General features: G+C 41.5%; 10 protein-coding genes. 6 read left to right on the forward strand and 4 right to left on the reverse strand.

All coding sequences use genetic code 11. From position 1 onward, the window contains the following. Positions 1 to 20: 20 nt before the first annotated feature. From ACFSJE_RS17015 to ACFSJE_RS17030, 4 genes are read left to right on the forward strand one after another with little or no spacing between them, the layout of a single operon-like run. Positions 21 to 1,022 (forward strand): formylglycine-generating enzyme family protein, encoded by a 1,002-nt coding sequence (locus tag ACFSJE_RS17015; protein WP_379832068.1) that lies wholly within the window; start codon positions 21 to 23, stop codon positions 1,020 to 1,022. 24 nt (positions 1,023 to 1,046) lie between these two features. Next, entirely contained in the window at positions 1,047 to 2,351 is a 1,305-nt protein-coding gene (locus ACFSJE_RS17020) for a Gfo/Idh/MocA family protein (protein WP_379832069.1), read from the forward strand. A 7-nt stretch (positions 2,352 to 2,358) separates the two neighbouring features. Then, positions 2,359 to 2,967, forward strand: coding sequence for a hypothetical protein (locus tag ACFSJE_RS17025; RefSeq protein ID WP_379832070.1), 609 nt, complete (start codon positions 2,359 to 2,361; stop codon positions 2,965 to 2,967). Positions 2,968 to 2,976: 9 nt separating this feature from the next. Next, positions 2,977 to 5,160 carry an alpha/beta hydrolase family protein gene (locus tag ACFSJE_RS17030; protein WP_379832071.1) on the forward strand — a complete coding sequence of 728 codons (2,184 nt, stop codon included), beginning with the start codon at positions 2,977 to 2,979 and terminating at the stop codon, positions 5,158 to 5,160. Between the two features lie 57 nt (positions 5,161 to 5,217). Here ACFSJE_RS17030 and ACFSJE_RS17035 read toward each other — a convergent pair whose 3' ends face one another. The 3 genes from ACFSJE_RS17035 to ACFSJE_RS17045 all read right to left on the reverse strand — a co-directional run bounded on the left by ACFSJE_RS17035 (position 5,218) and on the right by ACFSJE_RS17045 (position 8,679). Then, on the reverse strand, positions 5,218 to 6,339 hold the full coding sequence (locus ACFSJE_RS17035) for an acyltransferase family protein (RefSeq protein ID WP_379832072.1): 1,122 nt from the start codon (positions 6,337 to 6,339) through the stop codon (positions 5,218 to 5,220). Between the two features lie 66 nt (positions 6,340 to 6,405). Beyond that, on the reverse strand, positions 6,406 to 8,097 hold the full coding sequence (locus tag ACFSJE_RS17040) for a GMC oxidoreductase (protein ID WP_379832073.1): 1,692 nt from the start codon (positions 8,095 to 8,097) through the stop codon (positions 6,406 to 6,408). Positions 8,098 to 8,103: 6 nt separating this feature from the next. Next, positions 8,104 to 8,679 (reverse strand): gluconate 2-dehydrogenase subunit 3 family protein, encoded by a 576-nt coding sequence (locus ACFSJE_RS17045; protein WP_379832074.1) that lies wholly within the window; start codon positions 8,677 to 8,679, stop codon positions 8,104 to 8,106. A 204-nt stretch (positions 8,680 to 8,883) separates the two neighbouring features. On the opposite strand from ACFSJE_RS17045, the gene ACFSJE_RS17050 reads away from it, so the two are divergent. Then, complete coding sequence (locus tag ACFSJE_RS17050; RefSeq protein ID WP_379832075.1) at positions 8,884 to 11,052, forward strand: outer membrane protein assembly factor BamB family protein; 2,169 nt, start codon at positions 8,884 to 8,886, stop codon at positions 11,050 to 11,052. A 36-nt stretch (positions 11,053 to 11,088) separates the two neighbouring features. On the opposite strand, the gene ACFSJE_RS17055 is transcribed toward ACFSJE_RS17050, so the two are convergent. After that, positions 11,089 to 12,141, reverse strand: coding sequence for an SGNH/GDSL hydrolase family protein (locus ACFSJE_RS17055; RefSeq protein ID WP_379832076.1), 1,053 nt, complete (start codon positions 12,139 to 12,141; stop codon positions 11,089 to 11,091). Between the two features lie 281 nt (positions 12,142 to 12,422). Between ACFSJE_RS17055 and ACFSJE_RS17060 the strand changes: the two genes are divergently transcribed. Continuing rightward, positions 12,423 to 13,583: an SIS domain-containing protein gene (locus ACFSJE_RS17060; RefSeq protein ID WP_379832077.1), complete on the forward strand. Its 1,161-nt coding sequence runs from the start codon at positions 12,423 to 12,425 to the stop codon at positions 13,581 to 13,583. The last annotated feature ends 12 nt before the right edge of the window (positions 13,584 to 13,595 follow it).

Here is a 13,595-nt window from a genome sequence, read left to right on the forward strand (position 1 = left end):
TATATAGATTCAAAAAAAATATGCTGAAATTGACACCTCTTCCAAAAGGATTTTTAGGCATCTTGACACTTGTCTTTGCTGCTTCTGTACAGTATGGTTTTTCCCAAACAATTGCCAAACTGGATTCCAGCAGTGTATACACCCAGAAAATTCCTGGCACGGAAGTATCTTTTGATATGATGGCCATCCCAGGCGGCATCTATACTATGGGCAGCGATTCACTGAACATTGATGAAAGCCCAGACCATTTGGTAAAAATAGATAGTTTATGGGCCGGAAAATATGAGGTGACTTGGGAGCTTTTTGACCTTTTCTTAGCGGAAAACAAAACAGTTTTTGATTCCCTCCCCGATGAAACATTACAGAAAGTGGATGCCATTACCCGCCCCAGCCCCCCCTTTGAAGACCCCAGTCTGGGAATGGGCAAGGATGGATTTCCTGTAGTAAATGTGTCTCCCTATGCCGCCCTCACCTTTTGTAAATGGCTCTCCACAGTTACTGGAAGATTCTACAGATTGCCCACAGAGGCCGAATGGGAGTATATGTGCAAAAAAGGGGCGGATACCGAAGATTTTTTTAGTGAAAAGACAGATGTGCTGGATCAATACATATGGAGCTATGAAAACAGCGACTATCAGTATGCAAAAGTTGGTGAGAAACTACCCAATGCTTTCGGTCTATACGATATTTTGGGTAATGTATGCGAATGGACATTGGACGAGTATAATGCAACATATTATGAAAAGTTTCAGGACAGCATTGCGGAAAATCCTTGGAACATACCAACAAAACTTCACCCTAGGGTATACAGAGGAGGATCTTGGTACGATGACTTAGAAAACATTTCTCCCACAAAAAGGGGTGAATCGGGCTTATATCTTCAAAAAAACGACCCTCAAATCCCAAAAAGTTTCTGGTGGTACACAGACTCTTCATACATTGGATTTCGACTGGTAAGCCCTGTTGAACAACCCTCGGAGGAAGAAGCCCAGAAGTTTTGGCAAATTGTATTGGATGAATAACAAAGACTATAACAATCAGGTTGAATGGAAATGGAAGACGAAAAATTGAACGGAAGAAGGGATTTTATTAAAAAAAGTGCCTCGGCGGCTGTTGGAGGCACCTTACTTGGTATGTTGCCCAGTCAGCTACACGCCCAAGGCGCCAACTCCAAAGTTCTTAAAATTGGACTTGTTGGATGCGGAAGCAGGGGTTCCGGCGCCCTTTTTGAGGCGTTGAACGTTTCCCCTTCCACCAAAGTAGTGGCCATTGGCGATACGTTCAAAGACAAGGTGGATCAACTGCACGAAAGACTCAAAACAAATTATCCAGATCAATGTGATTTTGGCGAGGACCAGAAATTTGTGGGATTTGATGCGTACACCAAAGTGATTGAACTTTGCGATGTTGTCTTGCTGGCCACTCCACCTCCATTCAGACCTGCCCATTTTGAAGCAGCTGTGACCGCTGGAAAACATACCTTTCTTGAAAAACCATTGGCCGTTGATGTCCCCGGATACCATAAGGTAATAGAAGTGGGGAAACTGGCCGATCAAAAGAATCTGGTGGTTTCTGTTGGGCTTCAGTTTAGATATTCCAATGCCGTTCAGGAAATGGTGGAACGAATTCAAAATGGGGAAATTGGGGAAATCACTTCTTTAAACACCTATTACAATGTGGTGGAACCCAGAATAATCCCTAGAGAGCCACAACAGACCGAAATGGAATACCAGGTTAGAAATTGGAGATACTTTACCTGGCTATGGGGCGGCCAATTGGCCGGACAGGCCATTCATCAAATCGATGTAATGAACATGGTCATGGATGATTTTCCAGTCAAAGCTTTGGGAAATGGGGGAAGATTGGTGTTTTCTGGAATTGAACAAGGCAATACCTATGACCATTTCTTCATAGAATACGAATATGCCAACGGCATACAAATGCACTCCCAATGCAGAAACATGAACAACTGTGCCAATAAAATGGGTTGGGAAATAAGGGGCACAAAAGGAATTGCCAATGAAAGATTCCAATTTAAGGATTATAAAGGCAAAACCTTCTGGAATTATAGGGACAGGACGAACATTGGCGATTCTCAAAAAGTACAGAACAAGTTTATCAATGCTATTTTAAACGATGTCCATTACAATGACACGGAGTATGGGGCCAAGAGTACGCTAACCACCATTATGGGGAGATTGGCAGCGGAAACCGGCCAACGTATTACCATGGAGGAACTCCTTAAATCCACAGAGAGTATTGTCCCTCAAGATATGAGTTGGGATTCAGAGTCCGTTCATAAGCCCAATGAAAATGGCACATACGAAATTGTAAAACCCGGTAAAAAATAATATGGTTATGGTAATTAGTCCCAAATATGTAAAGTATGCAACCAGTCTGGTATTTATTTTATGCTCCATACTCGGATTTTCGCAAGATTATGAATTGGAGAACTCCTCTTCCATAACCGTAAGTGGCACTTCCACCTTGCATGATTGGACCGTGGATGTAAAAAATCAAACCGGGAAAATGACAGTCACGGCCAAAAAGGTAACTGACGATAAGATCAAGGCTGGTCAACTATCCCATATATCCGTCAATCTTTTTGTTAACGATATCCAGGGCAGCAAAGGAAAAACAATGAACAATAAAATGTACCGAGCCCTTAAAAAGGAATTGTTCCCTACCATCACTTTTACAGCAAACAACCCAGTGGAATTTGACTTGATTGATATGAATGGCACTGTTCTAAAAAACCTATCTGGAGTTTTGAAGGTTGCCGGAGTTGAAAAAACAATATCAACCCAAGTAAAAGCCCTTTACAACAACAGAAAGATATCCTTGTCCGGTGGGTTGCCCATGAAACTAAGTGACTTCAACATCGAACCTCCAACGGCCATGTTTGGCCAAATAAAAACTGGCAATGACATTACGATCAATTTTGATTTGGAGTTTGCCGAACCATAGCATCCCGTCATGAAACATTGCATTATACTTTGGATATGCTTCAACCTGTTTTTTCCAAAAACCCACTCCCAAGAAGAAGAAATAGATTTTTTTGAATACTGGGAATCGTATTCAGATATAGAAAACTCGCTGTTCAAACATTTCAGTACCCTGGCTTACGACCAGTTGAACGAAAGAAGAGACAAAATCGACAAATTAAAGACTGCGCAGGATTGGCTGAACAGACAATCGACCGTAAAACAGAAACTGCTGGAAATGGCAGGGCCATTTCCCGAAAAGACGCCTTTAAATCCACAAATCACAGAGGTTTTGCAAAGAGATGGCTACCGGATTGAAAAAGTAATCTATGAATCGCTTCCCCAGTATTATGTCACCGGGGCGTTATATGTTCCAGACGGGGTAAAGAAAAATGCCCCCGCTATTTTCTATGCGTGTGGGCACAGCCTTGAAGGGTTTAGATCGCCTACCTATCAACATATCATCATAAACTTGGTGAAAAAAGGGTTTGTTGTATTCACTATCGACCCCATGGGTCAAGGAGAACGTTATGAGTATTGGGGTAAAAAAGCAGGTCGATTCGAAGTGAAATATCCTGACCACGAACATTCCTTTGCTGGAGCACAGTGCTTGATTTCTGGGTATTCCACTGGGAATTATTTTATTTGGGACGTTATCAGGGGCATAGATTATATGCTTTCCAGAAAAGAAGTGGATCCAAACCGAATAGGTATGACCGGAAGGTCTGGCGGAGGCAATTTAACTGCTTATGTGGGTGCCTTGGACGATAGAATCTTGGCTACAGCACCGGAATGCTACATCACCAGTTATGAGTACATCTACCGAACCATAGGGCCGCAATGTGCCGAGCAAAATCTATATCAAATGATAGCCAAGGGTTTAGATCATGGTGATTTTATTGAGGCAAGGGCCCCGAAACCTATACTGATTATTAGCACCACACGCGACTTTTTTAGTATTCAAGGAGCTCGGGAAACCTTCCAAGAAGCCCAAAATATGTACTCTACTCTAGGAAAACCAGAAAACCTGCGTATGGTTGAGGATGATGATCGCCATTCATCCACAACCAAGAACAGGAAAGCCATGTACGCCTTTTTTCAAAAGGAACTGAACAACCCCGGAAGTCCAGAGGACATCGATGTAGAAGTTCCCACCATCAAGGAACTCCAAGTAACCAAAACAGGGCAATTGACCACTTCCTTCAAAACAAAAAGTATTTATGAACTGAACAAGGACAAGGTTAAGGATCAGGAGGCTGCACGCCAAAGCTCACGAAAAGATTTTGACAACCATGCCAGCGAAGTTGTGGCAAGTGCAGCAGAAATTGCAGGCTTTACTGCCCCAACTGATTTTGGTAAAGAAATATTTTCTGGAAGGTTTGTGAACCCGGACCACACCATGGAAAAATATCTATTGCAGGGAAGCGGAGATTACAAAATACCCTCCTTGGTGCTCAAACCATTGGAAAATCAAAAAAATGAGACCATACTTTATTTTGACAGTGCAGGTATGGAACATGCCATTAAACAAGATAGCGCGATTACCCAAATCTTAAACGAGGGCTACACCATTGTCTTGGCAGATTTACCCGGGATTGGCAGTCTGGGACCGGGATACTTAAAAGGCGACTCTTATATTGAAGGAGTGTCGTACAACCAATGGTTTGGCGCCATGCTCGTTGGAAAATCCTTCGTGGGACTTAGGGCCGAGGATATCATACGGGTCTTGCACTTTAGTAAAAATGTGCTGAAACCCGATGGGAAGGTTTCAGCAATCGCTGTTGGGCCCTTGGGAGGCGAATTGCTTCATGCCGCGGCTTTTGACAAGCGTATTGAAAAAGTGGCCATGGTTGAATCTTTGTTAAGCTATTCAGACATTACATCGACCCAATTTTATAAAACCGACTATATTCCTTTTACCGTTCCAGGGGCATTAGAAAAATATGATCTGCCGGACCTTATGGCGTCATTGTTTCCAAGGAGCATCACCGTAATAGACCCGGTTTCGGCGGACGGCGCCCCGGCTGATAGGTACAAAATAGACAGCCTTCTTGAATTCCCACTTGGAATCTATACGAAAAAGGGAAGGAACGCAGACCTCACTACCCACATCAACGCTTCCAAAGAAGATTCTGCAACAGAGAAATTAATCCACTGGTTACGTGCCAAAGATTAACTGGTAAAACGCTCTATCGACCAATCAAAAGTCTATGAAATTCTTTTTTACAGACGACTACACCTTTATAATGATGTTCTTCTTGTAGAAATACCACACCAATATAAAAATCACGGATATGTTCAAAATGGCATAGGCCAAAGATGCATTGTATGGATTCAATATTGAAGTAAAAATTTCATTGAACAGCCATTCCCGTACGCCAACTTTGGAGCCATTTAATGGAATGAATTGGATGCTGGCCAATTGACCCAGTAACGCTGCTCCAAAATAAGCCGCCAAAGCATTGACGCCAAAGGCCAAAAAGGGCTTTATATATTTTTGACGGTTTTTTACATCCAAAAGCCAATACGAAGTGGCAAAGCATATGGTTGCTATACCAGCGGTATGCAACACATATGATGATGTCCAAAGTCTTTTGATGATGGGAAATTCATAACTAAAAGCCCATCCGACCGCCATGGACAAGCATCCAAATATGAACATCCAAATCAGCTTTTCGTTTTCTTCTTTTTTCTTTTCTGCAAGTAAATTTCCGACCAAAATTCCAGCAAGACCAGATGCTACGGAAGGGATGGTGGTAAATATTCCAGTAGAGTCGTACTGTCCCTGCCCACGGCTTCCAATGTAGCCTTCTAGGATAAATCGATCAAACCAAGCTGAAAAGTTATTGATTGGGTCCAAGTTGGCCGGACCAATACCCGGAACAGGGAGAAACATCATAATAATGTAATACCCCACCAAAATACCCCCAAACCAAATAAAATGACTCCTTTTGTCCGCAAACAAGAAGATCATTGAACAGAAAAGGTAGACCAAAGCAATTCGTTGGAGTACCCCTGGAATTCTAAACTCATGAAAATTAAAGTTGGGAAACAAACTTAGAAATAACCCCAATAGAAAAATAATGGCTGATCTTTTTAGCGTTTTTTTGAGCAAGTCTTTTTTGCCCATTCCCTTGCCCAACGCCTTATTATAGGCAAGTACAATTGAAACACCCACAATGAACAGAAAGAAAGGGAATATCAAATCGGTCATGGTGCACCCTTCCCACTCTGCATGGGATAATTGATAATACTTGGTGTCCCAATTGCCCGGGTCATTGACCACGATCATGGCCGCTACTGTTGCTCCTCTAAAAAAATCCAAGGATGTCAACCTTTTGCTCTTTGTTTCCATTGGCTTGGTTATTCGTTGCTTAAAATTTTAATGTTGAATCTATATCGATGCCACAAATATGAACTGTTAAATCACTCCTTTTTTCATTTGTTGAAGGGCATAATCACATGCCCTAGCCGTGAGTGCCATATAGGTCAATGATGGACTCATATAACTGGAAGAAACCATACAGGATCCATCCGTAACAAAAAGATTGGGAATATCATGACATTGGTTGTACCCGTTTAGTACAGAGGATTTGGGGTCCTTCCCCATACGAGCGGTGCCCATTTCATGGGTTGCATCACCAACAATATGTGAGCCCACACTAGTTTCAATATCCTTTAATCCCATTACCTCCATGGTTTCTTGAATCTGATCTCGCATATCTTCCCTCATCTTCATTTCATTTTCTTTGAACTCCGCGGAGATATGCAATAAAGGAATGCCCCATTTGTCTTTCTTTACACTATCCAGCTCAACCTTGTTTTCAAAATAAGGCAAGCATTCCCCGTATGCCACAAGTATGACTTTCCAAGAACCGGGTTTGGTCAGTTTTTCTTTGAAGCCTGAACCAATTCCTACCTGATTTGGATTTATCCCTTCACGATAAGCACCACCTGATAGTCCATATCCCCTATAAAAATCCATCTCCTCCCCTTCTATATTCCTAAATCTTGGAATGGTCACTCCGGATGGGCGATGGCCTCTGTCAATTTTATCCTGATATCCTTCTAAAACTCCTGTTCCCCTGATGTTTTTATGATGCCCCATTAAATAGTGTCCTAGAACTCCACTTGAATTGGCCAATCCATTTGGAAAATGGGAGTTTTTGGAATTCAACAATATCGCTGTTGAACCCAAAGTGGAGGCGCAAAGGAAAATCACCCTTGCAAAAAATTCCATCCGCTCAAACGTCTCAGCATCTATTACCCTTACACCAATGGCTCTATTGGTCTTGCCATCATAGATAATGGAATCCACAACTGAGTTGGATCTTAGAGTCAACTTACCGGTTCCGTAAGCTGCAGGCAGTGTGGAACTGTTGGTACTGAAATATGCTCCAAAAGGACAGCCTGTATGGCACATATTTCTGGACTGGCACTCAAACCTACCCTTAAACTGCCCCGGTTTCACTTTGGTTAAATGTGCCATTCGGGTGGGAATCAATTTTCGGTCCGGATAATGGGTTTCCATCCTTTCTTTGATCACTTTTTCTGCCGTGTTCATGTCAAAGGGTGGAAGAAAATTTTTCCCATCTGGATAGTGGGCTATGTTTTCTTTGGTACCACAAATTCCAATAAACTTTTCAACATAGTCGTACCAAGGTTCAATGTCCTTGTACCGAATGGGCCAATCAATCCCATGTCCATCCCTTAGGTTTTCTCCAAATTCGAGGTCACTCATCCGAAAGGTTCCCCTACCCCATATAATACTCCGCCCCCCAGTTTGATACCCCCTAAACCATCTAAATGGCTTATCGGGTGGGTTTACATAGGGATGCTCCTTATCATTCACAAAGTATTGTCGACTAGAGGCATCAAAATTGTATTTTTTGCTTTGAATGGGGTATTGTTCTTGCACTTCACGGGAATCATAACCGCGGTACTTGTACTCCCATGGGGATTTATTTGTGGTGGTATAGTCCTCAATATGTTTTACATCCCTGCCTCTTTCAAGCACAAGGGTCTTCAGTCCTTTTTCAGTAAATTCCTTTGCCGCCCATCCTCCAGTGATGCCGGAACCAATGACTATAACCTCAAAATTTTTCTCTCCCATAATGCACTACATATGATTTCCCATCATTATTTTTGTGTTTTCGTCGCAATCCACTTCTCCAATATATGGGCCGGGAACAGGGTTGTAATCCAAATTTTGGACAGCACCCTCTTCTGTAGAAAAATACGTTGTTACCGTTAGGTGCTTGAACGAATAATAGAAAGGAACCTTTTCTCCGTATTTTTTACCCATGATGTCAGCATCAACTCCTTTGAGGTATTCAAAGCGGTCATCTTCGTCAAGTTTTGAAAAGTAACTTCCGGTTGTAGCTTTACAATCTTCATTGAATTGGGATAAGCCTCTCAAGAAACTTTGCGTGGTTTCTTCATCAAAAACATCCTTCAACAACAAATCCATAAAGTAATTGACCTTCACTTCTGAAGCGCTCGGGGTATTGGTTCTTGGAATAATGGTGTCGGCCATTGCAATCACCGTTTCATTTTCGTCAGCATTCAACATCTCCAAAGCAACGGGCTTGGACACAATATCTTGACAACTTTGCAACACGGTAACAAGCGTCGGCGTCAATAATGCTGATTTTAGCATCCAAGACATTTTTACCACAGCTTTACGTCTCTCCATGACTTATCTCTTTTTTGATTGAAAACCTTATAAATATATTTCATTTTTAAATAAAATAAAAGGTTTTATTATATTGTAATGTTACGTTTTATTTGTTTTAATTCAAAAATATTGCTTTTTTTGCAAAATCTTATTTTTATGTACTTAGTTTTTCAATCCTCTAAATAAATGGGAGCCAAGCACTTTTTTTTTCATTGCCTTCTTTTGAGCCTTGCGCTAATCTCATGCAATCGCTCTAAAAACATAACCGAAACAGCAAATCATCCATGGGAAGCTTACAGGGGGGGCTATGAAAACAATGCCTACTCTGCCCTAGAAGAGATCAATACTGAGAATGTTGAAAAACTGGATGTCGCTTGGGTCTATCGTACTGGGGATAATCAAACAAGCTCTTCCATTCAGTGCAACCCATTGGTCATTGATGGAATCTTGTATGCTACAACAGCCTCCCTTAAAGTTGTTGCCCTTGATGCTGCAACAGGAGAAGAAATCTGGAAATATGACCCTGCTTCCAATGGAAAAGGAACAAAAATGGGTATTGGTGGAACCAGTAGGGGGATTACCTACTGGCAAGACGAAGAAAATGAAGAAGACAAAAGATTGTTTTACTGCGTAATGAGTGAAATTCATTCCATAGACGCAAAAACCGGCAAACTAGATCCAAACTTTGGAAATACAGGTGTTATAGACCTCATGGATGATCTTGATAGAGACTTTGATAAGGAAACTGCTTATATAAGAAACACCTCTCCAGGAGTCATCTACAAAAATCTTATTATCATGGGGTCCAAGGTTAATGAGAGCCACGGCTCCTTGCCTGGACATATACGGGCCTATGACGTAAAAAGTGGCGAATTAAAATGGATATTCCACACCATACCCCACCCTGGGGAGTTTGGATATGACACTTGGCCAAAAGATTATTATAAAACCGGTGGAGGTGTCAATGCCTGGAGCGGATTGAGCTTGGATACGGAAAGAGGCATAGTCTACGCCCCCTTGGGGTCCCCAACGCACGACTTTTATGGTAAAGACCGCAGGGGAAAAGGACTGTTTGGCAATTCTGTACTTGCCCTGGATGCCTTAACCGGAGAATACAAGTGGCACTTTCAGGTCTCACATCACGATCTTTGGGATTATGATGTTCCAACTCCTCCCAACTTGATCACTGTCAATCACAATGGGGAAAAAATCGATGCTGTGGCACAGCTGACCAAACAAGGATTGGTATTCTTGCTCGACAGGGAAACGGGCGAACCTCTTTTTGAGGTCAAGGAGCTACCTGTTCCCCAAACCAATATGATAGGTGAATCAACCTGGCCCACACAACCATTTCCTGTGAAACCTCCGCCATTAGTAAGACAAAGCTTTGATGAGAGTTTAATCACGGATATTTCTGAAGAATCCCATAAAAATATTAAAGAACAGATAAAGAATTACTCTTGGGGCAGCATTTATACCCCTCCGTCCGAAGCCGGCATAGTGCAGCTCCCCGGCCTTAGGGGCGGTGCTGAGTGGAGCGGTGGGGCATTTGACCCAGAAACCGGCATTATTTATATTGGAGTAAACGATATGCCCAGTATAGTACAGCTTGTAGAAGACACCCCTACCAATGAGGAAGTCAATGAGTTTAGTGATTTTTCCGAAATGGGAGAAAAGATATACACCAACAATTGTGCTGCCTGCCATGGGACCAATCGCAAAGGAAATTCCACTTTTCCTTCATTGATTGATGTAAAGGAAAAGATTACAATACAGGAGGCCGACATTTTGTTGAAAAACGGGAGGGGCATGATGCCTTCATTCCAAACCATTTCCGAAAGCAATAGACGTGCCGTATTGGCCTACCTCTATAATTTGGACAAAAAAACAGCCTTAGAAGTGTTGCCCATTTCTGAAAACCAAAATCCAAAACCCACCGATACTCGACAAGACACCGTTAAAAGATACAAGTTAAAAGCCTATAAACATTTACGCGACCAAGATGATTACCCGGGAATAAAGCCCCCGTGGGGAAAATTATGCGCTGTTGACCTCAACCAAGGTGAAATTAAATGGGAAGTTCCCTTGGGTGAATATGGGGAACTCACCAAAAAAGGCATCCCCCCAACCGGAACCCAATTGTTTGGTGGAGGTATTGTAACTGCTGGGGGGTTGATTTTCATCGGTGCCTCAAGGGATGAAAAGTTCAGGGCACTGGACAAAGAAACTGGTGAGGTGTTATGGGAATTCCAATTGCCTGTAGGCGGTTATGCCACACCTTCAACCTATTCCATTGATGGCGAGCAATATGTGGTCATTGCAGCTGGCGGCGGAGGCCTACAGGGGACAAAGTCAGGTGATTATTATTTTGCATTTAAGTTAAAAGAATAATTGATTATCCAAACCCATCAACATCTTATTAGGAGTTTAGTCTTTTTTTTCTAGAATCTCCCTAATCTTATTATACAAAGCTTCTCCTATCCTGTAAAAGCCCAAATCGGTAGGGTGCCCTCCATCTACCGTACATTCAAAAAAATCGTCTCCGAGTACTTGTGTGCCGTCCAAAAAGTAAATATTTTCATCTCCCAACTTTTTTCGCTCTTGTACCAGGTCACGTTGAAAATCGCGGAGATCGATTTGATGTCGGTATCCTTCACCTGCAGCTGATATATACCTGCGGGTTTTGGACATTATTAAAATTGGAGTAAAAGGGTGTTTGCTTCTTAAAATATCAACAAACGGCCCCAGACTCTCTTTTATGGAATCAAGCGCATTGCCTTCGTAGTCCAAAATGATAAGGCTAACATCGGAGATTTCATTGATTAAATGCGCCAATTCTGGTTCACCCATGCCGTTTCCAGAGAAACCCAAGTTCACAAATTGAGCATCCAGCTTACGGCTCAAAATATTCGAATATACCATTCCAGGTCTAGATACACAGCCTCCTTGGGTTATAGAAGTGCCATAAGTTACAATTTTGCCTTTAAAACCAAAAGGAATGGGTTCTTTAATATCTGCACCTTCCTCAATCCCAAGATAAACTGATTTAACCCCATTGTACAAGGGGTAATTAATGGTGTAGCTCCGCATTTCACCTATATTGGTATTTAAAAGTTCTGTCTGGTATATGCTGTCCCTTGCACCAAAACGTGCTGTTTTAAGGTATACTTGGCCATTTTCCGTCTGAACGTACAGATCAAAACCACTTTGTCCTGTCGGTGGCATATGGTACATACCAGAAGGTTCGTCCAATTCCACTTTTAACTGTATTCTTTTGCTATTGGTTTGAAATTTCATTTGCCCTCCGGCTGTATGATCAGCCAATCGGCTTACCGCTTCCCGTATTGGCCATTTTGGGTTTAAGGGCAGTCTTCTGTATACACTATCCTGGTCAAACCATTCAAAACCAACAATTTCCACAGGTTCTTCCTTTGGATCCAGCCAAATAATACCGCTGGCATCGACCTGTTTTAATGCCATATTTGGATCAAGCCTTTGCGCTGTTGGAGTTTGAGCCGAAACTCCAAAGCATATACCTAAGGAGAAAACAATAATCCACGTACTTTTCATCTGTTCATTTTTTTATTTGAAACTAAATATATTCATTTAATCTTATGGATATTGTGAAGTGAAAGAAAATAAAAGGATAAATAATTTTTTTTTTAATTTTTCCTTTATAAACCTATAAAAAAAGTTATCTTTGATTACTAATTAATTTACATTTAGTAATTAAACAACAATAAATTAGTTTAGTTTTAAGCATGGAAAAAGGAACACTTAGCCTCATAGATAAAAACAACAGCAACACCTTCATGGAAATCAATGCACAACCACGATTGTGGCATAAAACTTATTCCATAATAAAATCCAGCAGAACAGAACTGGTCAAGTTTTTAGAAGGAGCGCTTGCTCATGAAGACCTAAAAATAATATTGACTGGAGCCGGTACTTCAGCCTATATTGGTGAGGTGTTGAACAAAAGCTTTCAACGAAAAGTGAACAGGGCCACCGAAGCTATTGCCACAACAGATTTAATCTCGCACTCCTCAGATTTTTTAAACCGACACCAACCCACTATGCTAGTATCCTTTGCAAGATCGGGAGATAGCCCTGAAAGTCTTGCTGCGGTTGAACTGGCAGAAAATTATTGTGATAATGTATTCCATCTTATCATAACATGCAACCCGAAAGGAAAACTGGTCACAGGTACCGATTTAAAACAGTCCTACGCCTTGATGATGCCAAAAGAAGCCAATGATAAAGGGCTGGCCATGACAAGTTCCTTTACAACCATGCTGTTGGCCGGAGTGTTGGTATCTGATTTGGGGAATTTGGACCAAAATAAAAAGCATATAGATCGTTTAGTTAAGTATGGTGAGAAAATTCTTGCTGATTATAACAAAAGAATATACGATGTGGCCCAATTGAATTTTGATCGTGCTGTTTTTTTAGGGTCTGGCGCACTAAAGGGCATTGCAAGGGAATCTCAGTTGAAAGTGCAGGAACTGACAGACGGCCAAGTGGTTTGCAAATATGATTCTTTTCTAGGGTTAAGGCATGGGCCAAAAGTTGTGATTAAAAGCTCAACATTAGTGGTGTATATTTTTTCAGATGACGAATTTGTAAACAAATATGAATACGATTTAGTAAAATCCATCAATTCCCAAGAAGAGAAATTGTATGAAATTGGGATTGCGCAACGTCTAAAATGCAAGAATGAAATCAATATGGACCTTTCCATAGAAGTTGCAGCAAAAACAGAAAAAATACCCGAAGAATATTTTGCCGTATGTGCTGTACTTCCCAGCCAACTATTGGGAATGTATAAATCATTAAACCTAGGGCTAACCCCGGATTCCCCATCCATAAATAACACTATTAACAGAGTAGTGGAAGGCGTAAATATTTACAAACAAGAATAGCTGATTGTCCAA

Source organism: Flagellimonas iocasae, from assembly GCF_042682725.1.
GTDB lineage: Bacteria > Bacteroidota > Bacteroidia > Flavobacteriales > Flavobacteriaceae > Flagellimonas > Flagellimonas iocasae.